Source organism: Sinorhizobium sp. RAC02, assembly GCF_001713395.1.
GTDB lineage: Bacteria > Pseudomonadota > Alphaproteobacteria > Rhizobiales > Rhizobiaceae > Shinella.
The window spans coordinates 471,290-496,175 of sequence record NZ_CP016450.1; the positions used below are offsets into that span (position 1 = coordinate 471,290).

Here is a 24,886-nt window from a genome sequence, read left to right on the forward strand (position 1 = left end):
GCGGACCTATGGAGAAGACCCCCCATGTCGACTGAATTTGCTCTCATCAATGTGAGGCCGAACGGAGCGGCGGCGAAGGACGTGGTGATCCGCGATGGGCGGATCGCCGAAATCCTTCCGCACGGTTCCCGTCCCCTTGCGGCGGCGATCCCCGTCGTCGACGGCGAAGGCCTGCTCATGCTGCCGGGCCTCGTCGATGCCCATACCCATCTCGACAAGACGCTGCTCGGCATGCCCTGGTATCGCAACGATGTCGGTCTGGAGCTGATCGACCTCATCGAGAACGAGCGGCGGATGAAGCGCGAGCTCGGCATCGATCCCGCGCGCCAGTCGGCCGCACAGATCGAGCGTTCCGTGGCCAACGGCACCAGCCATATCCGCACCCATGTCGATATCGATACGGAATACGGCCTTGCCGGGCTCGAAGGCGTGCTTGCCTCGCGTGAACGCTACCGCGACATTGTCGATATCGAAATCGTCGCCTTCCCGCAGAGCGGCATGCTGATCCGCCCCGGCACGGTTGAGCTGATGGAACAGGCGATGCGCGCGGGCGCCGACGTGGTGGGTGGCCTCGATCCGTCTGGCGTCGACCGCGACCCCAAGGGCCATCTCGACACGATCTTTGCGATGGCCGAGCGGCATGGAAAACCGGTCGACATCCACCTGCACGAACCCGACGCCCTCGGTGTCTTCGCCATCGAACTCATCGTGGAGCGCACGAAGGCTCTCGGCATGGCGGACCGGGTGACGGTCAGCCATGGCTTCTGCCTCGGCATGCTGGCCGACAGGCCGCTGGCGCGGCTCGGCGGCATGATGGCGGAGGCCGGCGTGCACCTGATGACCAAGGGTGGTGCGGCGAGCCCACGGCCGCCGGTGCTCGATCTCAGCGACATGGGCGTGAAAATCTGCTCGGGCAGTGACGGCGTGCGCGACACCTGGCAGCCCTTCGGCAATGCCGACATGCTCGATCGCGCGGCCATCGTCTCGCAGCGCAACGACTTCATCAACGACATTCATATCGAACTGGCACTCGGCCTGTGCACCCATGGCGGCGCGCGTACCATGGCCCTTCAAGGTTACGGCCTGGAGCCCGGCTGCGACGCCACCTTCTTTCTGGTGCGGGCCGAAACGCCGGCCGACGCCGTCGCATCCCGTCCCGTCCGCCGGTCTGTCTACCGCAAGGGTATCCCCGTCGCGAAGGACGGTGCGCTCGTCGGCGCCTGAGCGAACACACAACTTCAAACATTGGCAAAGAGGAGCAGCTAATATGTTGAACAGGTTTGGTAAAATAGTCATCACCACTCTCGGCATCGCGCTTGCGGCATCCGCGGCCGGCGCCGAGGAGCAGACGCGCACCATCACGGTCGCGACGGAAGGCGCCTACGCGCCCTGGAACTTCACCGAGGCCGGCGGCAAGCTGGCCGGCTACGAGATCGACATGCTCGCGGACATCTGCCCGCGCATGAAGGTCAAGTGCGAGGTCATCGTGCAGGACTGGGACGGCCTGATCCCGTCGCTGAACGCCGGCAAGTTCGATGCCATCGTTGCCGGCATGCTGCAGACCGAGGAGCGGGAAAAGGTCATCACCTTCTCGCGCAACTACGGCACCGGCTCGGCCGCCTTCCTCGTGCGCAAGGATTCGACGCTCGCCAACATGCCGGTCGGCAAGCAGATCGACATGGGCAAGGACAAGGAAGCGGCGAAGGATGCCGCCGCGGAGATGCTGCCCTTCATGGATGGCATGGTGATCGGTGCCCAGGGCTCGACGACCGCGGGCCAGATCATGGCCGAACTCTTCCCGACCATCGAGTTCCGCGAGTACAAGACCACCGAGCAGCACGACCTCGACCTGGAAGCCGGCCGTGTCGATGGCGTCATGGCGTCACCCGTCGCGCTCGACAAGGCCCTCGAAAAGATCGGCGCCGACCAGGTAGCCTTCGCCGGCACCGAGTTCACCGGCGGCCCGCTCGGCGGCGGCCAGTCGGTCGGCCTGCGCAAGGACGATGCCGACCTGAAAAAGCTGTTCGACGACGCGATCAATGCCGCCATCGCCGACGGCACCCTGTCGCGCCTCGCCATCAAATGGTTCAAGCGGGATATCTCGCCGAAGACGTAAGCCGTGCGAAAGATTGCATGAAAAAGGGGCCGTGTTCACACACGGCCCCTTTTTCCTGTCATGGGTTCAAGGCCGCGAGAGGCCATGGGCTCGCTTCAGATCGTCGGGAAATGGCAGGCGACCTTTCGGCCGGTACCGTGAGAGATGAGTTCGGGCCGCTCGGTGCGGCAGCGCTCCTTGGCGATCGGACAGCGGGGATGGAAGCGGCAACCGGAGGGTGGGTTGAGCGGGCTTGGCACATCTCCCGTCAGAAGAATGCGTTTGCGCGTGCCGCCGGGCGTCTTCTCGACGATCGGAACCGCCGAAATGAGCGCCTGACTGTAGGGATGGGCCGGCGCGGCGAAGACCGCTTCGGCAGGCCCTTCCTCCACGATCGAACCGAGATACATGACGGCGATGCGGGTCGAGACCTGACGCACCACCGACAGGTCGTGGGCGATGAAGATGTAGGTGAGGTTCAGCTTTTCTTGGAGATCGGCGAGCAGATTGACGATCTGCGCCTGCACCGAGACGTCGAGCGCGGAAACGGGTTCATCCAGCACGACGAGGTCGGGATTGAGCGCGATGGCTCGCGCAATGCCGACGCGCTGACGCTGCCCGCCGGAAAACTCGTGCGGATAGCGCCCGACATGGTCGGGCAGCAGGCCGACGATCTCGAACAGTTCTCCGACGCGCCGGTCGATTTCCGCAGCCGAGAGTTTCGTGTGGATGCGCAGCGGCTCGCCGACCAGGTCGCCCACGCGACGGCGTGGATTGAGCGAGGCGGACGGGTCCTGGAAGACCATCTGCAGGCGCCGGCGCAGTGGCCGCAGTTCGCGAAGCGGCTTGGAGGTGATGTCCTCGTCTTCAAACAGCAGCTTGCCGTCGGAGACATCGTAGAGCCGAACAAGGCAGCGGGCGAGGGTGGACTTGCCGCACCCTGATTCCCCGACGAGGCCGAGGGTCTCCCCGCGCCGCACGGCAATCGAGACGTTGTCGACCGCATGCACAGTCCGCCGGCCTTCCGCGGAAAACCGTGTGCCGATCGAGAAGCGTTTTCCGAGCGCGCGCGTCTCGAGGATCGGCCGGTCGTTGTCTGTCATCGCGTCGCTCATGCTTGCACCTCCCGGAAGCACGCGGCAGCGTGCGGACCATGGGGGAGGGCCGGTTTTTCAGTGCGGCAGGGGTCGTAGCTCAAAGGACATCGCGGGGCGAAAGCGCAGCCCTGCGGCAGGCGCAGCAGCGAGGGTGGCGAGCCGGGAATGGCCGGCAGGCGATGCGGCTTGTCGCCGGTCAGCGGCGGGATCGAGCCGAGCAGCGCGCGTGTATAGGGATGGCGCGGATCGGAGAACAACGCCGCCCGGTTGCCGCGCTCCACCACACGGCCCGCATACATGACCATGACCCGGTCGGCGAGTTCGGATACCACGCCCATATCGTGCGTGATGAAGACGACCGCGGAATTGTGGGTGGCACGCAGCTTGCGCACGAGATCGAGGATGCCGGCCTGCACGGTGACGTCGAGCGCCGTCGTCGGCTCGTCGGCGACAAGCAGCGCCGGATTGCACGACAGCGCCATGGCGATGACCGCGCGCTGGCGCATGCCGCCGGAAAGCTGGTGCGGATAGCGCGACATGGCCTCGCGTGGATTGGGGAAGTTCACCTCCGCCAACAGTTCCTCCACCCGCGCCAGCGCTTTCGCCTTGCTGATCTTCTCGTGGGCGCGGATCTGTTCGGCGATCTGCCAGCCGATCGTATAGACAGGCGTCAGGGCCGTCATCGGATCCTGGAAGATCATGGCGATCTCGCGGCCGCGCAGATGCCGCAACTCGCGCGCTGGCAGGCCGATCAGTTCCTGGCCCTTGTAGCGGATCGAGCCCTCGATCGTGGCGTTGGGATCCGTGATGAGCCCCATGACCGCCAGAAGCGAGACGGTCTTGCCGGAGCCGGATTCACCGACGACGCCGAGGATTTCGCCCTGATCGAGATCGAAGGAGACACCATCGATGGCCCGCACCAGGCCGCCTTCGGTGCGAAACGTTACCTTGAGGTCGCGCACGGAGAGCATCATGACGTCCTCACACGGGGATCGAGAAGGATATAGACGAAATCGACCACCGCATTGGCGATCACCACGAACATCGAGGCATACATGACGGTCGTCATGATCATCGGCAGGTCGAGGTTCTGCATCGCGTCATAGGTGAGCTTGCCGATGCCGTTGAGGCCGAAGACCACCTCGGTCAGGAGAGCCGAACCGCCCACCAGCGCACCGAAATCCAGACCGAACAGGGTGACGAAGGAGATCAGCGAGGTGCGCAGGCCGTGGCGCAGCAGGATGCGGGTTTCCGACAGGCCTTTGGCCCGGGCGGTGCGGATGAAATCCTCCTGCATGGATTCGATGATCGCCGCGCGCAGCACGCGCCCGTAGATGCCGATATAGAGCACGGCCAGCGTGATCCACGGAATGACCAGGGTGAGGAACCAGCCCTTCGGGTCGCTCATCAATGGCTTGTAGCCGAGCGGCGGCACCCAGGAGAACAGCCAGCTGTCATGATAGCGGCTCTGGGTGATGAGGTTCATCACCTCGCCGAGCCAGTAGACCGGCATGGAGATGCCGATGAGGCCGAGCGCCATCAGCAGCTTGTCCAGCCAGCTGTCGCGCGTCGCTGCCGCGACGATGCCGATGATCACCGAGACGACCACCCAGAGGATCGCCGCGCCGAAGACGAGCGACAGGGTGACCGGAATGGCGTCGAACACCGCCGGCACCACTTTCCAGCCGCGGTTGACGAAGGAGGTGAGATCGCCGGTGATGAAGAGCTTCTGCATCATCAGGCCGTATTGCACGTAGAGCGGCCGGTCGAAGCCGAAGGAGTGGCGAACCGCCTCCAGCACCTCGGGAGAGGCATTGCGCCCGGCAATGCGCGCGGCAGGATCGGATCCCGGCGTGGCGAAGAAGATCAGGAAGACGATGACGGAAATGCCGAACATCACGAACAGCATCTGACCGAAGCGGCGCAGGATGGCGTAGATCATCAGGTGCGCCCCAGTCGAACTTTCGAGCGCGGGTCGAGCGCATCGCGCAGGCCGTCGCCGAAAACGTTGAGAACCATCACGGAGACGGCGATTGCCAGGCCCGGCGCGAGCGCCACGAGCGGACGGGTATAAAGCAGCGCCTGCCCATCCTGGATGATGGTGCCCCAGCTTGCCGCCGGCGGCTGCACGCCGATCGACAGGAAGGAGAGGGCCGATTCCGTCAGCATGTTCAGGGCCATCATCAGCGGCACGAAGACGATGAGCGTCGTGGTGATGTTCGGCTGGATGTCGCGCCAGAGGATGCGCCAGCCGGGCACGCCGAGATTGATGGCGGCCAGCACGAACTCGCTGCCGCGCAGCGCGAGGACCTGGCCGCGGATGGGACGCGCGACATAGGGAATGTAGACGATGCCGATGATGATGATCGGCAGCCAGAGACTGCCGGATTCGATGAGGATCGGCCCGATCGAGATGCCGGAGGTGATGGTGACGATGGAAAGCGATATCGCCAGCAGGTAGATCGGGAAGGCCCAGAGAATGTCGAGCAGGCGCGACAGGATGGTGTCGGTAATTCCGCCGAAATAGCCGGCGACGAGGCCGGCCGTCGTGCCGACGGTTAGCGTGAAGATGGTGGCGGCTGCCGCGATCATCAGGGAGTTGAGCCCGCCATAGAGAAGGCGGGCCATGACGTCGCGGCCCTGGCTGTCCGCGCCGAGGAAGTAGTTGCCGAGCTCCCAGGTGGGACCGATCGGCGTGTAGCCGAGCCCGAGCCCTTCCGTCGAGGCTTCCATCACCGGAACCTCGACCCCGTTGACCATGATGACAGCGTCAAGGGTCGAGGTGAACGGGTCCACGCCCGCCCAGCGCGCGTAGAGCGGCGCGCTGAGACAGGAAAGGACGATGATGAGAAATACCGTCAGGGACACCATGGCGGCCCCGTTGCGCCTCAATCGCACGAAAGCGAGGGCCCATGGCCCTCGCGTCCCGTGCTGCATGGCAACGACTTCATTCGACACGTAGTTTGCCTCCGCCGGGTCTTACTGTACCCAGGACTGGGTGATCATCCAGTCGAACTGGCGGTTGAACTTGAAGTTTCCGAGGCGCTTGCTGACGAAGTCGAGCCGCTTCGGCGTGAAGAGGCCAATGGCCGGCGCCTGGTCGGTGACCTGCTTGTCGATTTCGCTCCACAGAACGTCGGCCGCCTTCTGGTCGGTGACGCCGAGATCCAGCGCCTTCTGCATCTTGGCATCGATGTCCTTGTCGCAGAAGCCGGCGATGTTGATCGAGGCGTCCGAGCCCTCGCGGAAGGAAGCGCAGCCGAACAGGATGTTCAGGAAGTTCGAAGCCGCCGGATAATCCTTGTACCACTGGGTCACCGACATCTGCACCTTGTTGTTGGTGTTCTGGATATAGGTGAACTGGATGTTGGCGGAGATCGGCTTGACGTCGGCGACGTAGCCGATGCTGGTCAGCACGCTCTGCAGGTAGACGCCGATGGAGCGCGAGACGGCGGTGTCCTCGACGATGACCGTCACCTTCTGGCCCTTGGTGCCCGATTCATCGACCAGCTGCTTGGCCTTCTCGACATCGGGTGCCGACCACTTGGCACCGGGATCCTTCGTGTAGGGGCAATAGTCCACGTGGCCGGGGAAGTCCGGCGGCAGAATCTGGCAAACCGGCGAGGCGAGCACCTTGCCGCCGAACAGCTTGACCAGCGCGTTGCGATCGATGGCGAAGGCGACGGCCTGGCGGGCCTTCACATTGTCGAACGGTGCAAGGCGCGTGTTGAGCGGCGCATACCACCAGGCTGAAAGCGGCGCGATGTGCAGCTGCTCGGTGTATTTAGTGCCGACTTCGGCAAGACGGTCGCTCGGCAGCGAATCGAACATCCAGTCCGCCTCGCCGTTCTGGATCGCCGTCACCGCGGCCTCTTCCGAGAGGCCGAAGTCATATTGCACGACGTCAGGATAGCCGTCCGGCTGGGCCTCTTCGCTCCACTGCTTGAAATGCGGATTGCGCGAGACGGTCATGCCCTTGTTGGGGTCGAAGGCGGAGATCATGTAGGGGCCGGTGCTCGGGATCGGCACGGAGCCCGCGTCTTCGGCCGGCGTGTCGGCCGGCAGAGTCGCAGCGTGGGGCAGGGCGAGCTTGTAGAGGAACTCGGCGTCCGGCTTCGTGAGGTTGATGGTGATCGTGCCAGCGGCTTCATCACCCACCACGCCGCCTTCCAGCGTGCAGCTCTTGGTGTCGGCAAGGCATTTGTCGGCACCCACGATGCCGGCATAGAAGGTGCCGGAGGTTGGGCCGGAGACCTTGAAGATACGCTGGAACGAGGCAACCACATCCTTCACGCCGACTTCCTGGCCGGTCGAGAACTTGATGCCCTTGCGCAGCTTGAAGGTGAAAGTCTTGCCGTCGTTGCTGATGTCCGGCATCGCCTCGGCGAGGTCGGCCACGACCGTGAACCCGTCCATGCCCTCGGCCTTGCGGAAGGTGACGAGGCCATCATAGATCGGCTGGTACATCTGCCAGCCTTGGGACGTGTAGTTGATGTGCGGGTCGAGCGTGCCGGCCGCCGATCTGGCGAGAAGCCGCATTGTGCCGCCGCGATGTTCCTGGAGATATTCGGCCTGCGCCGGGGCCAGCCAAGTGCCAGCCATGAGAGCGACGGCCGATGCCGTCAGAAGTAGTTTTTTCATGTTCGATCCCCTTTTCTATCTGTTCTATTTGTCGTGCTGATTGAGGAAATTTCCCACCACCCGCATGCATGCATCCTGTTCCTCAACGTGGGGCATGTGGCTGGAATGCTCGAATATCTCCCAGTGCGCGCCCTTGATACCGTCCTTGAAGGGCTGCACGGTCGCGGGCGTGGCTTCGTCGTAGCGTCCTGAGATGATCAGCGTCGGCGTGTCGATGGCCGGCAGGCGGTCGATGATGCTCCAGGTCTTCAGGGTGCCGATGACGTGGAACTCGTTCGGCCCGTTCATCAGCGTATAGACGGTGGGATTGCGCGCGGCCTGTTCGAAACTTGCCGTCACCTCGGGGGGAAACGGCACGACGCGACAGACGTGCCGCTCGTAGAAGGCCGTGGTCGCCGCCTGATAATCGGGATGGTCCGTCGTGCCCGCCACTTCGTGCCGGGTCAACGTGTCCTGCACGTCTTGCGGCAGGTCGGCGCGCAGCCGGTTCGCCTCCGCGACCCAGAGCGTCATGGAGGCGGGCGAATTGGCGATGGTGAGCGAGGTAAGCCCTTCCGGCCGCAGCACGGCATATTCCGCGCCCAGCATGCCGCCCCAGCTCTGGCCGAGCACATGGAAACCGCCGCGAATGCCGAGGTGATCGACGAGGTTTTCCAATTCGTCGATGAAGAGCTGCGGCGTCCAGAAATCCGCTCCCTTTTCCGGCAGCAGGGTCGAGTTGCCGCATCCCAGCTGGTCGTAGTGGATGACGGCCCGCCCATCGCGGGCGAGCAACTTGTAGGCATCGACATAATTGTACGCGACGCCGGGCCCGCCATGCAGGATCACCACCGGCAGCTTGTCGCCGCCAAGGTCGCCACTGATGCGGTACCAGGTTTCATATCCCCTGAACGGCGCCCGGCCTTCAGTGCTGTTAATCGTCGACGACATTCAAAATCCTTTCCCAGTCAAAGGCGCTCAAGCGTCCTTGCGGCTGGCCTGTACCCATTCTTCCAGCATCTGCACGCCGAAGGCCGTTGCCCCCTGCCGGCCGAGCGGGCGATCCTCTCCGGCAAGTTCCTTGCCGGCGATGTCGAGGTGCACCCAGGGGCGATCCTCCGTGAAATGGCGCAGGAAGGCCGCGGCATAGGGGGCGTCGCCGTCTTCCATGTCCTTGGCGTGGTGGCGCAGGTCCGCCAGTGGCGACTTCAAGCCCTCGTCATAGGCGTGGTCGAGCGGCAGGCGCCAGAAACGCTCGCCGACCGTCTCGCCGGCGGCAATCATGCCGCTGGCGATCGCATCGTCCGTGCTGAACAGGCCGGCAAAGATCGATCCGAGGCCACGCATCACCGAATAGGTCAGCGTCGCGAGATCTACGATCACCGACGGTTCGAAACGTGTCGCCGCATAGTAGAGACAGTCCGCAAGGATCAGGCGGCCCTCAGCGTCGGTGTCGAAAACCTCCACGCTCTGGCCGGACAGGGTGGAAATGATGTCGCGGGGTTTCAGCGAATGGCCGGACGGCAGGTTCTCGGCAATGCCGAGCACGCCGATGGCATGCACCGGGCTCTTCTGTCTCGCGAGCGACAGGAGGAGGCCGACGACGGCCGCCGCGCCGGCCATGTCGGCCTTCATGTCGAACATCTGCGCGCCACCCTTGATGCAGAGCCCGCCAGAGTCGAAACAGACGCCCTTACCGACGAAGGCGAGGGGCTGATCGCTCGAGCCTTCGCCGCGATAGCGCAGGACCGCGAGCCGCGGGGCCCGCACCGAACCGGCACCAACCGCAAGCAGCGCCGTCGCGCCGAGTTCCTTCAGCTTGGCCGCATCGAGCACTTCCACCTCGATGCCAGCGTCCCGCAGCGGCTCGAGATGCGCGGCAAAACTGTCGGGATGGAGATGGTTGGGCGGCAGGTTGACGAGCGTGCGGGCATATTCCACGCCCTCCGCCACGGCGTTGACGCGGGCGAGCGCCGTATCCATGGCCGCCTTCTCCGCGCCCACCAGCTGCAGCCGCCAAGTCTTGTCGGCGGCCGCCACCGGCTTCGTGTTGCGCAGGTCGAAACGGTAGCGCCGCAGCCGCAGGCCAAGGGCGACGCGCGCCAGAATGTCTGCTGCTGCAAGGCTTGTGCCCTCGATCGGATCGAGAAGAACAGTCGCCTCGTCTTCGCCCTTGTCCTCCAGATGCGCCCCAAGCTTGCCGCCAGCCTGCGCCAGGGCAAAGGCTGTCAGGCTGTCCGCCTTTCCAAGCGCAAGCACGACGACGCGTCGTGCCGAAACAGCGCGCGGCGGAACGAGATCGATGCAGGTGCCGCATTCGGAAAGGGCCGCAGGCGCAGAACAGGCACGCGAGACGATACCGCCCATGGCCGCATCCAGCGCCGCAGCGCGCGGGCCGAGGGGCAGCCCTTCTGCCTGCAGGATCACGATAACCGGGGCTTCGACGGATACGTCGTCTGCCGCTTCGAAGACCGGCGCTGGCGATTGAGGCATCTGGGCATACTTCCTGTAGCAATGCCGGTGGTCGCCGCAGCATGCACCGTCGCTTGGAAACGGCTCTCTGCCGATCCGAAACGCGACGATTGGGCCACAAGCCGACCACCGCCGATAAGAGATGGTGCCAGAGGCCGAATAAGCGTTTCCCCATGGCGACTTAGAAGGCCATCTCAAATGGATATCGCAGAAGGTTCAAGCGTCAATTTTTGTCATATCGATTGACAAAAACTCAGGTGATAATCCAAGCTCGTTTTATGGCAACACCTTCACTCAATGGCATGCGGGCTTTCGAGGCCGCGGCGCGTCTCGGCAGCATCAAGGATGCGGCGGAAGAGCTGCATCTGACGCCGTCTGCCGTCAGCCGGCACATCCGCACACTGGAAAAAACCCTCGGCCAGGAACTCTTCGAACGAGGGTTCCGGCAGGTGACGCCGACAATGCGGGGATCGTATTATGCACGCAGCCTGTCGGAGGCCTTCGAGGCGATCTGGCGGGCGACGGAGGATGTCAGTTTTTATGATGGGCCGCGCAGCAGCAAGGCGCGGCCTGTCAAGCTCATGTGCGAGCCGACCTTCCTCAATCTGTGGCTGGCGGATCGCCTGCCGAGTTTTCGGCGCCAGCATCCGACGGTGGATCTCGAAATCTCCACCTCCGGCAAGCGGACCAATGTCGATTTCGCAATCGTCGACGAGTTCGACTACAAGGCTGGCCCGGCGCTGACGATGATGGTGCCGCTTCTCCTGACGCCGGTCTGCGCGCCCTCCCTGTTGGATGGTTCGATCCCGCTGTGTGCACCCGCCGACCTGTTGCGGCATCATCTGATCCACGAATGCGAGACCACGCGCTGGAAACAATGGCTGGAGCAGGAGGGCGTTTCCGACCCGCGCTCGCTATCCGGATCCACCCTGCACGATTGCACACTCATCATGCGTGAGGCGATGAACGGTGCGGGCATCGCGCTGGCCGATACCATCATGGCGCAGGATCTCCTGCGTCAGGGCAAGCTCGTCGCGCCCTTTGCCGCTCGCCACGCCTATCCTGCGGGTTACTACCTGCAGCAGCGCCGCAGCATCGGCAACAAGCCCGGCACCCGGCTGTTCCAGGACTGGCTGCTGGCCGAAATTGCGGAACACAAGCGGGCAATGGATATCGCCTAGCGGCGGAAGAAGGCGCGCCCCGCCTGGTCTTCTCACCGCGGATATGCCCGTTCCCACAGCGCGGCGATGACGCTCATCGCTTCACGATGGCGATCGATCCGGTGCCGAAATCCACTATGCGGCGCTACGGAGCGCTTTTGCTTCTTTCAGAGACACCAACCGTTGTGACGCTTCGTCCCAGAGGATGAGTTTCACACAGCTCAGGCTCGTTCTGATCGTTATGCGCCCAAGATCGGCCAGTTCGGGATGATCCCGCAGAACCTCCGGCAACCTGTAAAACGGCACGCGGCTCGAAAGGTGATGGATATGGTGCATGCCGATATTGCCGGTTATCCAGCGCAACGGGCCGGGCAGGTCGTAGTGCGACGCGCCATGCAGGGCTGCGTGCTGGAATGTCCACTCCGGCGGCTTTGACCAGTGCGTATCCTCAAACTGGTGTTGTACGTAAAACAGCCAGACACCGGCCGATCCGGCAAGAAGCACGATCGGCAGATGGATCAGAAGGAACGGGACCAATCCGACGGCCCATATGAGGAGCGCGGCGAGTGCGACGATCACGGCATTTGTCGCCATCGTCGAAATCCATGGCAGCGCGCCGGACTTCATCATGCCGAATGGCAGTCTCTGCTTGAAGAGAAAGAGCCAGGCAGGACCGATGCCGAACATGACGAGCGGATGCCGGTAAAGGCGATAGCCGAGCCGGCCGCAGCGCGTCAAAGCGGCGTATTCCGCGACGGTGAGCGTCGTTATATCGCCGACGCCCCGTTCATCCAGGTTGCCGGCCGAAGCGTGGTGTTCCGCATGGGCGCGACGCCAATAGTCGTAGGGCGTCAGCGTCAGGACGCCGATTACCCGGCCTGTCCAGTCATCCAGGCTACGCCGACCGAAAAACGAGCCGTGCCCACAATCATGTTGTAACATGAAGAGGCGGAGGAGAAACCCGGCTGCCGGGAGAACGAGGACCAGGCCGAACCAGTAGCCAAAGTGTATCGAGGCCCACGCGGCGGCCCAGAGGAAGGCAAAGCAAACAAGGGTCACGGCCAGTTCGAACGTGCTTCGGCCGAGATGGGGCTTGCGGTAGGCGGACAGGATTTTGAGCCAGGGTTTTTCAAGAGCGACGCCGTTGGGGGGGATTGCGTTCATCGAGTTCATCAGCGGTCGGCGTCTTTCTGTCCGGTTGGTCAGCTCGCGGTTGAAGGTGATGCGATCTTTAGCGGCATGAAGGCTCGGGAAATCCTGTCGCCATAGGAAATTATGCTTGGCGCGCTTTCCGATTGGCGTAACGCTGGTCGCGTGCAGCCTTTCGTGCCGCTTCGTCCTCTATCACGCGTGCAACACGTGCTTTTTCGGCGTGCTCGCGGGCGTCCGCTTCTGCCTGTGCGGCAGCCTGTGCGGCTGCTTGCAGCGCAGCTGCCTCGGCCTCGGCGCGCGCTTGTTCTTCCAGCTTTACCCGCTCGCGCTCGATGCGTCGTTCCTCGCGTGCCGCGGCAATCGCTGCGCGCTCCGCCTGGCGTGCCGCCTTGGCTGGCTCGGCGGCGGCCTGCGCTGCGCGATATGCATTCAGAAGGGCCGCTTTTGCATCGGCAGCCGCCGTACGGCGGTCGGTAAGTTGGTTATCTCTAGAGTTCTTCAAGTCGTCGTCCTGACTATGATTGTTCTTGGGGTCTCATCTCGGCTGCGCGCGCTTTGCGATGAGGGCAGATGTTGCCGACGCGCGTTCATCGAGTTCCTTCGCAAGGCGTGCCTCGCGAAGCCGCAGGGTCTTTTCCTCTCGCGATTGGGTGAGGGAGGCAAGCTCCTCCACGGCCTTATCTTTCGCGAAGAACTGCGTTTGGATATTGCTGAAGGCAACCTCCGCCTTCTGGCGCGAGATGCTGTATTTTCCCGTCATGCGTGTTCCCGTCATGAGGCTCGACAAGCGAGCAGGAAACAAAAAGGCCAGGCTAACCGCCTGGCCTTGCTTGGATTAACGTGCTTTCGGCAGTGCCAGTACATCCGTGGTCAAAGGAAAGCGCCTATCCGTTAAGCGGCCTGGAGGTTGCAAGCCGACATTTTGCCCGACTTCTTGTCGCGCTCCAGTTCGAAGCTGACCTTCTGGCCTTCGACGAGTTCGCGCATTCCTGCGCGCTCGACGGCCGAGATGTGGACGAATGCATCTGCATCGCCATTGTCAGGCTGAATGAAGCCGAAGCCCTTGGTGGAATTAAACCATTTAACTGTGCCAGTGGTCATGATGAACCCTTTCATAGCAGCATTGAGAAACCGCCACGCCGTGGCGCGGCAGATGATGATGACGATTTTGAAAGGAAGGTTCGTTCAGGGCGCGGTGCTAATCGCGCAATAACCAAAGCTCAGCAAGCAAATTCGATGTGTCACCCTATCGTGCCTGCACGCACTTGTCTACCGTTAGTTTTCTTTTGCCCCGATGGCGTCACGAGGACGCACTCAGATCCGGGTTTCGCCGCGCGTCGTCCGGAGCCGACGGTTTTCGTTCCCGTTGCCTCCGTTCAGTCGCTCGAAGCCTTTCTTTTGAATGTCATTTTCAGCACGTAGTTGCCGTTCTGCTTCCACTTGCCTTTGGTGCGGACCTGAACCTCAGGTCCCAAGGCCGCATCGGCCTCGGCGAACGCTCGTCGGAACTCGGCAATGGCGTGGTGATATTCAGTGTTGTCGCGCTTCGGCGCTTCAACTGCCAATTTCATGAGGGCCAGTATGCCCTCCTTATCATCGTCCAACGCTGTGACCCCGTGCTGATCCGGCTTTGTTGCGTCCATCGACACCGACGGGCCGGTTACATCCTCTTCAGCCGCGATCCGCCGACTGCTTCATGGTGGCTCGCAAGGTATCGTTGATCCGATCCTGCCAGCCGGGGCCATCCAACTGGAAAAATGCCAGCACATCGCTATCGAGCTTCAAGGACACGAGTTCCTTCGTGTTCGGGATCGCAGGCCGTTCGACCGCGGGAGCGGCAACCTTCTTCACCGGCTTGAAAAGCGCCTCGGCGGCATCCTTCGGATTGGTCGGTCGTCGCGGTGTCGTTGCCATGGTTGCTTCCTTTTCGTTGCTGATTCGTTTGTGCCATCCTTCTGGAGAGGATGTCGAGCGACGCGTGTCAGATGCTCGTTCCGGAAAGGGACGAACATCTGCACTTCAGCGACGGGATAACGGATAGAGCGGCGGTGCGCGCGTCAAGGTGACGGCGACCGTGCATTTGGCCGGTCGCATAAAGGCCCAGGTGCTTTGTGGCAGCATGGGCTGAGCAGGTTAGGTTCCGGCAAGCTCCGCTTCTATCGCGGAGCGGCGGCCCTATGCCGCCTCTAGACTGTGCTGGTTGGCCGTGTTGGTTTCGTTCAGCGTGCGGGCAACAATGTCATGATTGAGCCAGAGAACGGGACCCGACGGCGCGGATGACGACCGGAAGATCAATCGTCCTGTCGCCTCTACGACGAGCCGGCTGAGATGGTCGGAGATGAGGACCTTGCCGTCCTTGTGCATCGACGTGATCTCGTTCGACGTGCCGATCGTGATGTCGGACTGGCCCGGGCTGTTGGGCATTGGCCAGGACGAAAAATCGTAGAAGGGCCGCATCACCTCGCTTGTCTGCAGATCGCTGATCTTCTGCAGAACGTCTTCGACAGTGAAGGGCTCGGCAAGAAGTTCCTGGCAAGCCTGCCATTGCGCGGCAGCCCATTCGCTTCCGCCTTCCTTCTTCAAGGCAAGCAGAAGAGGAATGAGGGGCAACTCGATGCCTGCGAAAACGTCGGACGAATTGGTGCGAATTTCAGGGCAATTGTAGACCGTCGCCTTGATGCCGGCAGCCCACGCTTCTCCCGCAATACGCTCGAGGCGCATCTTGGCGTAGCCTTGGGTGTAGTTCGTGTAGGTCTGCCAGCGATACTCTTTCCCCACGAGAATGCCCGTCCCGTGGTAGCCGTAGGCCGAATAACGCACCTGACCCCCGGAAGCCTCGACGCGAGCCCGGATGCCTGCGCTCATCTCGATGAGATGGCGGAAAGTGTTGGCCGAGACCTCATCGAAATTCTGGAGAATGAGCTTGCCCATATCGCTATCGAGCAGAGTTTGCGACGACATGTGTCGAGCGCCTCGCCCCTTGTAGATGCGATTGGCGATTACCAGGAACACCTTTGCCTTCGGGATGCCGCCGGCCATCGTGTGCGCGAAGTAGACATTTTTTCCGTCATCGATCATGCCATCGAGAATGCTCATGACCTGCGACAGGGATGCCTTGAACCGTTCGACGCCGGCTTTCCGGCACCTGTCGATATGGGACCAGTCAAGCTTCTCGTCTTCCCAGGTCTCGAGCGTCAATGCTCCTAGCAGATCGGTGGGCGTGGGTTCGCCGGCGGGGGCATCGAGGTCGAAGCCAGCCATGACGGGAACGTTGATAATCCTGCCGCCCAGCTGGGCTTCTGCGGCTTGCAGCTCTTCATCGTTGAGTGGCCGCAGGACGTTGTCGTCGCCGCGCCGTCCAACCGTGATGCCGATGATTTCCATGCCGGCCTTTTTGGCCTGGTCCAGCAGGCCTGTGGCATAACCGCGACCGAACAGTTCGCCGAACAGAACGAAGACATCGCCTTTGCGGAAGATGTTTTCCTGCGGAATCTGCATCAAAGGAATCGGGTTTTCCATAGTGCCAGTTCTCTCGAATCCAGGTCGCAGAGCAACCAAATGAACAATGTGTAAAAAGCACTGCACATATCTGACCCAAATAGGAACTGACTTTAGGTATCACCGTAATTCAAAGCGTGAATGCGGGGAGGGGTTTTGCGCCGCCATCACCGGCGCGCGCGGAGCATAGAGCAGGCGTTGCAGCCTCGATTTTGATCCAGTGAAAAGCGCTTTCTCCCGGCACGCGGCCCCTGCTGCGCGCGGAAGCCGCGAGAATCATCAAGACCCTGGGAGATGCAGTTTTGGCTTCTAGCCAGCGCGCAGCATCAGGACCTGCCGCAGGCTTTCGCCATGCGGTCGCGAGAGCAGCACCTGGGCGAGCGGTATCACGAAAACCAGGGCGACCAAGGCTGTGACGAACAGCATTCCCGGGTGCAGCAGTCTCGATTTCACGGATCACCTCATACTCGACTGGCCGATTTATCGGCCTTGAACCTGACACCGCGCTGAACGCCGGCATCGGGACACGTTCAGCCGGCTGTCAGCTTGCCTCGGCAGGGAAGGGACAGGGGAGCGATGCGCTGGCGCGCTTTCGCCCGACGGAACGTGAAAGGATATCCGATGCGCGAAAAAACCGGTCGTACCGGCCTGTGGCGGCCAGAGTTCGGCAGCATCACTGTTAGCATGCTGACGGCGCTTTACCTGCTGGCCGTGACGAACGGCAGCTTCTGGTCGAAGGGCTGGCTCTATCTGGATGGCAGGCTGACGACCTTCGCGTCCATCGCCATCGGCATCGCCTCTCTCTACATCGCGCTCTGTGTTGCCGTTTCTTTGAAATATGTGATGAAGCCACTCTTCATCCTGCTGATCCTGGCCAGTGCGGCGGCCGCCTGGTTCATGGATCGCTACGGCGTGATCATCGATACCGAAATGATCCGCAACGCCGCCGAGACGAACAGCGCGGAGGCCGGCCACATGATCACGCCCGGCTTCCTGCTCCACATGCTGGCCTATGGCGTGCTGCCCTCGGCGCTCCTTCTCTGGGTCAAGATCCGTCATCGGCCCTTCCTCTGGAAGGTGCGCGCCAATCTCACCGTCATCGTGCCGATGATCGTCATTGCGCTGGTCGCAGGGTTTTCGCACGCCCGCGTCTATGCGGCGACCGTGCGCAACCATCGTGACTGGTTCCAGATGCTGAACCCCGTCGTGCCACTGGCGAACACCGTGAAATTTGCCGCCGGCCAGTCGTCGGAGCGCAATGTGGTGGCCGCGCCGCTGGGTGCCGATGCCCGTGTGGGGGATGCGCCGCTGGGTGAGCGCAAGCCGCGGCTGATGATCGTCGTTGCCGGCGAAACGGCGCGGGCCGCGAATTTCTCGCTCGGCGGTTACGGGCGGGAGACCAATCCGGAGCTGAAGACGAAGGACATCCGTTATTTCCGCGACACGACGAGCTGCGGCACGGCGACCGCCGTTTCGCTCCCCTGCATGTTCTCCGTCTATCCACGCACCGAATATACCCACCGCAAGGGATTGCAGACCGAGAACCTGCTTGACGTGCTCTCCCATGCCGGCGTGGACGTGGAATGGTGGGACAACAACACAGGCAGCAAGAAGATTGCCGCGCGCGTCAAGGAGCGTTCGGTCATCGAGGGTGGCAACCCGCAATATTGCTCGGCCGGCGAATGCCAGGACCAGGCACTGCTCGACAATCTCGACGCCTGGATCGGCTCGGTCAAAAAGGACACCGTGCTCGTGCTGCACCAGATCGGCAGCCACGGGCCGGCCTATTCGGAACGCTATCCCGACGCCTTCCGCCGTTTCACGCCGGACTGCCGGAGTGCGGAATTCTCCGAGTGCACGCTGGAGGAAATCGTCAACGCCTACGACAACACGATCGTCTATACCGACCATATTCTCGCCAGCGTGATCGATAGGCTCGCGGCCCAACAGGACCGCCTCGACGTGTCGATGCTCTACATGTCCGACCATGGCGAATCGCTCGGTGAATTCGGCCTCTACCTGCACGGTGCGCCCTATGTGATCGCGCCCGACGTGCAGACCCATGTGCCGTTCGTGCTGTGGCTCGGCAAGGACGCCAAAGCGGCCTATTCCGGCGCTTGCCTCGATGCGGAAACGAGCAAACCGCAATCGCACGACAATCTGTTCCATACGGTGCTCGGCATGATGCAGGTGAAGACCAAGGTGCGCGATCCGGCGCTGGATCTCGTGTCCAACTGCCGGCTTGGTGCGTCATCCTGAACGGGAAGGATGGTGGCAACAGCCGCCGTCCCCGTGTAGTCTTTGCACTCGGAAGGTGACGCGGCATGACCTCAAGGGCGCATGCAGGCATAGCCACTGCAATGCGGAGAGCCCGGGGCTTGAGAATTCTGCTGATCGAGGATGATGCCGTTCTGGGCGAGGCGGTGCGGGACTATGTGGCCGGGCTTGGCCATGCCGTCGACTGGATGCAGACGCTCGATGACGGCCGGGCGGCGACCGGAACGGTCGATTACCACCTGATCCTGCTCGACCTGCGCCTGCCGGACGGCAGCGGACTGACCCTGCTGAAGGATCTGCGCCGTGCGGGTGCCGCCACGCCGATCATCATCCTGACGGCCCATGACCAGATTTCCGACCGGATCGAGGGGTTGAACAGCGGGGCCGACGACTACCTTGTCAAGCCGTTCAATCTCGGTGAACTCGGTGCCCGCATGCTCGCCGTCGCCAGGCGTTATGCCGGCGGGTCGCTCCCTGTGCTGGAGGCCGGGCCGCTGACGATCCAGCTCGCCGATCGTCGCGTGGTGCGGGACGGCACGCCGGTCGATCTGTCCAGCCGCGAATGGGCGGTGCTGGCGCGGCTTGCCACGCGGCCGGACGCCATCGTCTCCAAGGGAGAGATCGAGGAGGCGGTGTATGCCTTCGGCTCGGAGATCGAGAGCAACACGGTCGAGGTCTATGTCAGCCGGCTGCGCAAGAAGCTTGGCAAGGATTGCGTCGAGACGCTGCGCGGGATCGGCTACAGGTTGGGACGATGACAGATCAACATCTGGAGACGGAGAAAACCGTGCCCCGTCCGTCGTTGCGCCAGGGGGCCTTCACGCCGAAAAGCCTTGCCGGCCAGCTCATGCTATGGATCACCGTGATCATCACCGCTCTCTGGCTCGTTGCCGTGGGTTTTGGCGCGCTGGTCATGCGCGACGAGTTCGGCGAAATTTTCGACGGCTCTCTTCAGGAAACGGCGGAGCGCCTTGTGCCGCTCGCGGTCGATGACCTGCGCCACCAAGAGGATCTCGGCACGCGGGAACGCAGCGATTCGTTTCGCGCGGAACCCGGCGAAGGAAACCTTACCTATCAGGTGCGCGACAAAACGGGTCGCGTGCTCTTGCATTCCCATGCCGCCGCAGGCGAGCCGTTCGATGCGCCGCTGAAGGTCGGTTTTTTCGAGGGTGAGGACGGTCGTGTCTATACGGCGTCGACGGGCGACGGGACGATTTTCGTGCAGGTGACCTATTCCGCACAGGAGCGGCATGAGGCGGTGGTCGAAGGTTCGCTTGCGCTTCTCCTGCCGGTCCTGCTCATCGTTCCGGTCACGGTTCTTGCTGTCTGGTTTGTCGTGCACCGCGTGCTGCGGCCGGTCGAAACGTTGCGTGCGGCGATCGGCGAGAAGGACGGCGGCAATCTTGCGGCCATCGAGGAGGTCAGCCTGCCGCAGGAGCTGCGGCCGATCCTGCGGTCGGTCAACCTGCTTTTGGCGCGCCTGCGCGACGTGCTGGCCGCCGAGCGGGAATTCACCTCGAACAGCGCGCATGAACTGCGCACGCCGATTGCCGGCGCGCTGGCGCAGACGCAGCTTCTTCTCTCGGAGCTCAAGGATTCGCCCACGGGTGCGCGTGCCCGGCAGATCGAAGCGTCCCTGCAGAAGCTCACCAAGCTGACCGAGAAGTTGCTTCAACTCGCCCGTGCCGAAGCTGGCATTGGCGTGACGGAAACCACCTTCGACGTCGCGGATGTCGTCAACGTCGTCGTCACCGACCTCCAGCGCGCGTCCGAGGACGGTGACCGTATCCGTTTCACGCGCGATCTCGCCGGATCGCGAACATGCGAAGGTGCCGCGGACGCCTTTGCCATCGTGCTGCGCAACCTCATCGAAAACGCGCTTCTGCATGGGCGGCCCGACGAGCCCGTCGACATCCACCTCACGGCGGCCGGCAATGTGCGCATCCGCAATGGTGCGCCCCGCATGTCCGATGCCGAACTTGTCGCCGTGCGCAAACGGTTTTCGCGCGGCAGGACGCTCGCCTCAGGCTCGGGGCTCGGCCTTTCCATCGCCGACAGGCTGCTTGCGCAGATGCGGGCGAGCCTCATCCTGACCTCGCCCATTCCCGGACAGGCGGACGGATTTCAGGCCGAGATCGTGTTTTCGGCCTTGCGCTGAGGCGGCAATGCTTCGACAGGGGAGCGGTCTTACGAAGGTTCCTGAGCACGACCGAAAGCCTTCTCCAATCGCTCCCAGCTTTCATCCATGGCATAGGCCGGCGAGACGAATGGAATGCCGATATGCCCGAAACGAAGGGAAAGTTGCCATTCTGCTGTCTCCTTGTCGACATTCGCGACCTGGTTGAGATAGATGGCCGAGGCGAGGCCGGTGCGATCGGAGCCGGAGCGGCAGTGAATGAGCAGCGGTTTCGGCGCATCCCGAAGAAGGGTCGCCAGCTGGCGCGCCTCATCGACGCTGAGCTCCCGGTTCGCCGACATATCGAAGTCGATAAGGGTCAAGCCGAGTGCTCGCGCCGTGGCGACTTCTTCCTGATACCAGGCGGCATTCGGTTTGCTGCCGCGCAGGTTGACGATCGTCCTGATGCCGTAGTTTGCGACATAGTCGGCAATCTGGGCAGCGGTGGGCTGGTTAGAGCGATAAAGCTCGCCAGCCAAAACCGTAGCAAAATTCCCGGTGAGCTGGATTGCGACGAGATAGACTGCGAGGACAAGGCCGATCAGGCTGAACACAACACCGGACCATTTTAACAACGTGTGCATGGAGCGTTACCCAATTTCTATGGGACGCTCTTTGACGGTGTGTCCTGACAGGGCGCTGAACGAACGGTAGGGCGCGCAAGCCTCACTCTCTCCGGCTTGGGGGGCAGAGCAAAGACAGGTCCGTCGTTCCGTTTTGAACTAAGGGAAGTTTGCTCTAAATGGTCCCGACCGGACACAGCCTGCGGAAAGAAGAATCTTGAAAGCCACGCAGAAGGCAAAGGGGCGAACACGCAAGCCCAAGACCTTGTTGCAGCAACTTGCTGCAACGCCGGAAAAGCTGTTTTCAGGCGCCTTTCGTCAGCAATATGCGGCCCTTTGTTTCCGTTACCTGCCCGATGGCAGCGGCATTCAAATCCTCGTGGTCACTTCGCGCGACAGCGGCCGCTGGATCATCCCCAAGGGCTGGCCGATGAAAGGCAAGAAACCGCACCAGGCCGCAGCGATCGAGGCCTTTCAGGAGGCTGGTGTGCGCGGGAAAATCAAGAAAACGTCGGTCGGACACTACACCTATCTGAAGGTGCTGGACGACGGCGATGTCGCGCCCTGTATTGTGGACATCTATCAGATCGAGGTGTCGGAGGTTGCCGAGAGGTTCAAGGAGAAGGCCGAGCGGACGCTTGCCTGGGTGAGCCCGGACGAGGCAGCGCGGCGCGTTCGCGAAATCGAACTCAAATCCCTGCTCGTCGAATTCGTGCCGCGCTGAAGCTGGATTCGCGACTTTCGAAGGTTTCGATCTGCCGACCTTCGTCCTGCGCCGTCAAACCGGAAACCCCAATTCTATCGTCGTTCCCTTACCCGGTGTGGAGATGATCCGTGCATCGCCGCCGCTTTGGCGCATGAAGCCGTAGACGACGGCGAGGCCGAGGCCCGCACCGCCCTCGTCATTTCGCGTCGTGAAATATGGTTCGAACGCCCTGTCGACGGCCTCGGGTGACATGCCGATGCCGTTGTCGGTGACGGATACCGTGACGCCGGCATCGTTCCCGGCGCAACGAACAAGAATTGTCCCGCCAGCGGGCATGGCGGCCACCGCATTGAGGCAGAGATTGAGGATCGATTGTTCGAAGAGTGCCGCGTCGATGAGGACGGTGGGCAGCGTCTCGGCGATCTCGAAGGCAAGCCGGCATTTTTCGCCGATGGCGATTTCCAGTACGTCGGCCATGCCGCGCAGCAGCGCCCCGATCTCCACCGCGCCCGGATGGATCGGCTGCTGGCTGCCGATCGAGAGCATGCTGCCGGCAAGCGATCGGCCCCGGTCGGCCGCCTTGCGGATGCGGGCGAGGTGGCGTTTCTGGCGGTCGTTGAAGCCGGTTTCGCGCTCCAGCAGGCCGAGGCTGCCGGTGATGATGCCGATCATGTTGCCGACTTCGTGGCTAACCTGGTGGGTCATGCGCATGATACCGTCGAGGCGCTGGATTTTCGCGGCCTCCGCCTCCTGCCGGTCCATGTCGGTAACATCGCGCGCCAGAAGCACGATGCCGCCATCCGGCTGGCGCGACAGCGACACTTCCGTCACCCGGCCCGCTTCTGAGCGATGGCGCATCACCGACCGGTCGCCAAGCAGGCCGGCATCGTTTTCGGCGGGCAGGAGGGCGGGGTCGATCTCCGGCAGGGGGGTGACGAATTTGCGGAGAGGCAGTTTGCGCGCCGAACCCGACCAGCCGACCAGCTCGATGACGCGCCGGTTCATGGTGATCGGCCGGCCGCGCGGATCGAACAGCGCAATGCCCTCGTTCATGCTGCGGAAGGTCGAGCGGATGGTGCGGGCCGCGGCCTCCGCCGTGCGCCGCAGACGTGTCACGCGCTCGACGCTTTCCCGGAAGGCGCGGAACGCTTCGAGCAGGCGCACCAGTTCCGTTTCCGTGCCCTTGTAACTCGGCGTCTCGACATCCTTGCGCCCTTCCGCCAGCGCGTTCATGCCGGTGGAGAGCGCCACGATGCCGCGCGAGACGCGCATGACGGAGCGGATGGAGAAGATCGCCATGACCAGCACGAGCAGCGCGGCGAATGCAACGATGACGAGCAGGCGGCTCAGCGCATCGGAGGTCGAGACGAGGTCTTCGTTGAGGCCCCGGGCGACGGCTTCGCTCTGCGTTTCGGTCGCGTGCGAGAGATCGCGGGACACGGAATGCAGGCGCCCCACGGCGGCGCGGATGGAAAACATTTCGAGCAGGTAGCGCGTCTGCGCCTCGAAGACACGCTCGTAGGGCACGAGTTCGCCCGAGGAAATCCGCACATCCGGTGCGGCCCGTTCGAGGCGGGGCGTGGTTTCGGCGACGTAGCGGCGGCGCAGCTCGCCGAGCTGGAAGAGGCTGTCGGAATTCGAGGCCGATTGCACGATGCCATTGAGCCGGCGGCGGAAGTCCGCGTCCGCTATGCCGCTGCCGGTGGCGATTTCGCCCAGTGCCGCGGCCGCCTCAGCCTTGTGCTGCTGGGCAGCTTCCGCATCACCGGCGAGCGTCGTCGTCTGCGTTCGGATCGTCTCCAGCAATTCGATGATATGGCCACCGGAAAAACCCTTCACGGTCGTCTCCTTGTTTTCCGGCTGCATGGTGCGCAGCAGCGCATCGACCTGCGCGACAACGGCGCGGCTTTCGCTGGAGACCCGGTAGGGTGAGGTCGCGTTCATAAGGAAGGGTGCGCTGGATACGAGGTCGGAGACCTGGCGCGAGACGAGCGAGGCCTTGGCGAGGCTGGAAAACGCCTGCAGGCCATAGGCCGCCATTTCCTCTCGCGCGCGCTGTAGGCCGTAGACCGCGATGGTCGCCAGGCTGAACACGAGCACGCAGATGAAGGCGATCGCGAAGGGCAGCCGGAAGGCGATGGACGAGAGGAAAGGACGGCTGATCACGGTGAAAGCTCACCTTCGTCCGTGCTCAGCATGTAACCCTTGCTCCGGCGCGTCTGGATGTGGCGCGGCAGATCCGGATTGCGCTCGATCTTCCGGCGAAGCCGCAGCACGAGCACATCGACATTGCGGTCGATGTAGCGCTCGCTTTCCGCGCCGAGCCGGTCGAGGATGTGCGCGCGGCTGACGGGCATGTTCGGCGTTTCGGCAAGGATTTCGAGCAGGGCGAACTCGGCGCTGGTGAGAGACTTGGTCGGATCACTCAGGCAGATGGCGCGGCGTTTTTTAAGATCGACCGACCAGTCGCCGAGTTTCAGCGCTGCCGGTTCGTGCTCGCGCTCAGTTTCACGCTCGGGCTTCAGCGACGGGATCGTCCGGCGCAATACAGCCTTGATGCGTGCCGTGAGTTCGATCGGCTCGAAGGGTTTCACGACATAGTCGTCCGCCGCCGTCTCCAGCCCCAGCACCCGGTCTGCAGCGCTACCTGCCGCCGTGACCATGACGATGCCGATATTGGTTTGCGCGCGAAGGCGTTGGGCGAAGGTGCGGCCGGAGGTGCCGGGCAGGTTATGGTCGACGAGCACCAGATGCACCGTTTCGCGCGCAAGCACGACCGTCGCCTCTTCCGCCGAGGGGGCGGTCAAGGGTATCCAGCCTTCCGCCTCCACCAGGTCGGAGATGAGCTCCGCCATATCCGGATCGTCCTCGACGATCAGAATCCGTATCCTCTCATTCAACACATGCACGTCCTCCCGCACGCATCATAGTAGGCGCTGTCACAATCTTCAAAGCGGCCTCGCGTTATGCGACGTGTCACATTTGTAATCTTTGTCATTTTTGCCATGCCAATGGTGTTCCAGGCTGTAAGAACGGTAACCATTCTGCGGGTTGCGGCGCGCGGCAGATA

Annotated in this window: 25 protein-coding genes; 7 read left to right on the forward strand and 18 right to left on the reverse strand. The window is 62.8% G+C overall.

Translation table 11 applies throughout. The features are described from left to right. Window positions 1-24: 24 nt before the first annotated feature. Both BSY16_RS02260 and BSY16_RS02265 read left to right on the forward strand, forming a co-directional pair. Window positions 25-1,224 (forward strand): amidohydrolase family protein, encoded by a 1,200-nt coding sequence (locus tag BSY16_RS02260; protein ID WP_069058168.1) that lies wholly within the window; start codon window positions 25-27, stop codon window positions 1,222-1,224. A gap of 43 nt (window positions 1,225-1,267) precedes the next feature. Continuing rightward, a complete protein-coding gene (locus tag BSY16_RS02265; RefSeq protein ID WP_069058169.1) occupies window positions 1,268-2,116 on the forward strand; it encodes a transporter substrate-binding domain-containing protein in 849 nt (282 codons plus the stop codon). A gap of 95 nt (window positions 2,117-2,211) precedes the next feature. Here the strand turns inward: BSY16_RS02265 and BSY16_RS02270 are convergent, their stop codons facing one another. From BSY16_RS02270 to BSY16_RS02300, 7 genes are read right to left on the reverse strand one after another with little or no spacing between them, the layout of a single operon-like run. Further along, the gene (locus BSY16_RS02270) at window positions 2,212-3,210 is read right to left on the reverse strand and encodes an ABC transporter ATP-binding protein (RefSeq protein ID WP_502695996.1); all 999 of its coding nucleotides are present in this window, start codon (window positions 3,208-3,210) and stop codon (window positions 2,212-2,214) included. Further along, window positions 3,207-4,166, reverse strand: a complete 960-nt coding sequence (locus BSY16_RS02275; protein ID WP_069058170.1) for an ABC transporter ATP-binding protein — start codon at window positions 4,164-4,166, stop codon at window positions 3,207-3,209. Before BSY16_RS02275 ends, BSY16_RS02270 begins: the two co-directional genes overlap by 4 nt. Then, entirely contained in the window at window positions 4,163-5,134 is a 972-nt protein-coding gene (locus BSY16_RS02280) for an ABC transporter permease (RefSeq protein ID WP_069058171.1), read from the reverse strand. The genes BSY16_RS02275 and BSY16_RS02280 overlap by 4 nt, the downstream gene beginning before the upstream one ends. Beyond that, a complete protein-coding gene (locus BSY16_RS02285; protein ID WP_083242807.1) occupies window positions 5,134-6,150 on the reverse strand; it encodes an ABC transporter permease in 1,017 nt (338 codons plus the stop codon). Before BSY16_RS02285 ends, BSY16_RS02280 begins: the two co-directional genes overlap by 1 nt. 21 nt (window positions 6,151-6,171) lie before the next feature. Continuing rightward, window positions 6,172-7,833, reverse strand: a complete 1,662-nt coding sequence (locus tag BSY16_RS02290) for an ABC transporter substrate-binding protein (RefSeq protein WP_069058172.1) — start codon at window positions 7,831-7,833, stop codon at window positions 6,172-6,174. 24 nt (window positions 7,834-7,857) lie between these two features. Then, window positions 7,858-8,763 (reverse strand): proline iminopeptidase-family hydrolase, encoded by a 906-nt coding sequence (locus BSY16_RS02295; protein ID WP_069058173.1) that lies wholly within the window; start codon window positions 8,761-8,763, stop codon window positions 7,858-7,860. Between the two features lie 27 nt (window positions 8,764-8,790). Continuing rightward, on the reverse strand, window positions 8,791-10,305 hold the full coding sequence (locus tag BSY16_RS02300) for a leucyl aminopeptidase (protein ID WP_069058174.1): 1,515 nt from the start codon (window positions 10,303-10,305) through the stop codon (window positions 8,791-8,793). Between the two features lie 257 nt (window positions 10,306-10,562). On the opposite strand from BSY16_RS02300, the gene BSY16_RS02305 reads away from it, so the two are divergent. After that, window positions 10,563-11,465 (forward strand): LysR family transcriptional regulator, encoded by a 903-nt coding sequence (locus BSY16_RS02305; protein ID WP_069058175.1) that lies wholly within the window; start codon window positions 10,563-10,565, stop codon window positions 11,463-11,465. Window positions 11,466-11,579: 114 nt separating this feature from the next. Here the strand turns inward: BSY16_RS02305 and BSY16_RS02310 are convergent, their stop codons facing one another. From BSY16_RS02310 to BSY16_RS32260, 8 genes are all read right to left on the reverse strand, one after another. Continuing rightward, entirely contained in the window at window positions 11,580-12,617 is a 1,038-nt protein-coding gene (locus BSY16_RS02310; protein WP_150129849.1) for a fatty acid desaturase, read from the reverse strand. A gap of 100 nt (window positions 12,618-12,717) precedes the next feature. Then, on the reverse strand, window positions 12,718-13,098 hold the full coding sequence (locus tag BSY16_RS02315; RefSeq protein ID WP_069058177.1) for a DUF6481 family protein: 381 nt from the start codon (window positions 13,096-13,098) through the stop codon (window positions 12,718-12,720). A 33-nt stretch (window positions 13,099-13,131) separates the two neighbouring features. After that, window positions 13,132-13,356, reverse strand: coding sequence for a hypothetical protein (locus tag BSY16_RS02320; protein ID WP_069058178.1), 225 nt, complete (start codon window positions 13,354-13,356; stop codon window positions 13,132-13,134). A 131-nt stretch (window positions 13,357-13,487) separates the two neighbouring features. Then, window positions 13,488-13,697 (reverse strand): cold-shock protein, encoded by a 210-nt coding sequence (locus BSY16_RS02325; protein WP_069058179.1) that lies wholly within the window; start codon window positions 13,695-13,697, stop codon window positions 13,488-13,490. 275 nt (window positions 13,698-13,972) lie between these two features. Further along, window positions 13,973-14,167, reverse strand: coding sequence for a hypothetical protein (locus BSY16_RS02330; protein WP_069061322.1), 195 nt, complete (start codon window positions 14,165-14,167; stop codon window positions 13,973-13,975). Between the two features lie 100 nt (window positions 14,168-14,267). Then, window positions 14,268-14,510 carry a BrnA antitoxin family protein gene (locus tag BSY16_RS02335; protein WP_069058180.1) on the reverse strand — a complete coding sequence of 81 codons (243 nt, stop codon included), beginning with the start codon at window positions 14,508-14,510 and terminating at the stop codon, window positions 14,268-14,270. A 261-nt stretch (window positions 14,511-14,771) separates the two neighbouring features. After that, a complete protein-coding gene (locus tag BSY16_RS02340) occupies window positions 14,772-16,115 on the reverse strand; it encodes an enoyl ACP reductase FabMG family protein (RefSeq protein ID WP_069058181.1) in 1,344 nt (447 codons plus the stop codon). A 288-nt stretch (window positions 16,116-16,403) separates the two neighbouring features. Then, on the reverse strand, window positions 16,404-16,547 hold the full coding sequence (locus BSY16_RS32260) for a hypothetical protein (protein WP_171902377.1): 144 nt from the start codon (window positions 16,545-16,547) through the stop codon (window positions 16,404-16,406). Between the two features lie 168 nt (window positions 16,548-16,715). Between BSY16_RS32260 and BSY16_RS02345 the strand changes: the two genes are divergently transcribed. The 3 genes from BSY16_RS02345 to BSY16_RS02355 all read left to right on the forward strand — a co-directional run bounded on the left by BSY16_RS02345 (window position 16,716) and on the right by BSY16_RS02355 (window position 20,529). Beyond that, complete coding sequence (locus BSY16_RS02345) at window positions 16,716-18,353, forward strand: phosphoethanolamine transferase (RefSeq protein WP_069058182.1); 1,638 nt, start codon at window positions 16,716-16,718, stop codon at window positions 18,351-18,353. Between the two features lie 119 nt (window positions 18,354-18,472). Then, window positions 18,473-19,129, forward strand: a complete 657-nt coding sequence (locus BSY16_RS02350) for a response regulator transcription factor (RefSeq protein WP_069058183.1) — start codon at window positions 18,473-18,475, stop codon at window positions 19,127-19,129. After that, window positions 19,126-20,529 (forward strand): histidine kinase dimerization/phospho-acceptor domain-containing protein, encoded by a 1,404-nt coding sequence (locus BSY16_RS02355; RefSeq protein ID WP_083242809.1) that lies wholly within the window; start codon window positions 19,126-19,128, stop codon window positions 20,527-20,529. The genes BSY16_RS02350 and BSY16_RS02355 overlap by 4 nt, the downstream gene beginning before the upstream one ends. 29 nt (window positions 20,530-20,558) lie before the next feature. Here BSY16_RS02355 and BSY16_RS02360 read toward each other — a convergent pair whose 3' ends face one another. Then, window positions 20,559-21,131, reverse strand: a complete 573-nt coding sequence (locus BSY16_RS02360) for a dual specificity protein phosphatase family protein (protein ID WP_083242810.1) — start codon at window positions 21,129-21,131, stop codon at window positions 20,559-20,561. Between the two features lie 196 nt (window positions 21,132-21,327). Here BSY16_RS02360 and BSY16_RS02365 point away from each other — a divergent pair, with 196 nt between their 5' ends. Further along, window positions 21,328-21,834 carry an NUDIX hydrolase gene (locus BSY16_RS02365; RefSeq protein WP_069058184.1) on the forward strand — a complete coding sequence of 169 codons (507 nt, stop codon included), beginning with the start codon at window positions 21,328-21,330 and terminating at the stop codon, window positions 21,832-21,834. A gap of 54 nt (window positions 21,835-21,888) precedes the next feature. Here BSY16_RS02365 and BSY16_RS02370 read toward each other — a convergent pair whose 3' ends face one another. Both BSY16_RS02370 and BSY16_RS02375 read right to left on the reverse strand, forming a co-directional pair. Continuing rightward, complete coding sequence (locus BSY16_RS02370; protein ID WP_069058185.1) at window positions 21,889-23,982, reverse strand: sensor histidine kinase; 2,094 nt, start codon at window positions 23,980-23,982, stop codon at window positions 21,889-21,891. Beyond that, complete coding sequence (locus BSY16_RS02375) at window positions 23,979-24,719, reverse strand: response regulator (RefSeq protein WP_069058186.1); 741 nt, start codon at window positions 24,717-24,719, stop codon at window positions 23,979-23,981. Before BSY16_RS02375 ends, BSY16_RS02370 begins: the two co-directional genes overlap by 4 nt. Window positions 24,720-24,886: the final 167 nt, after the last annotated feature.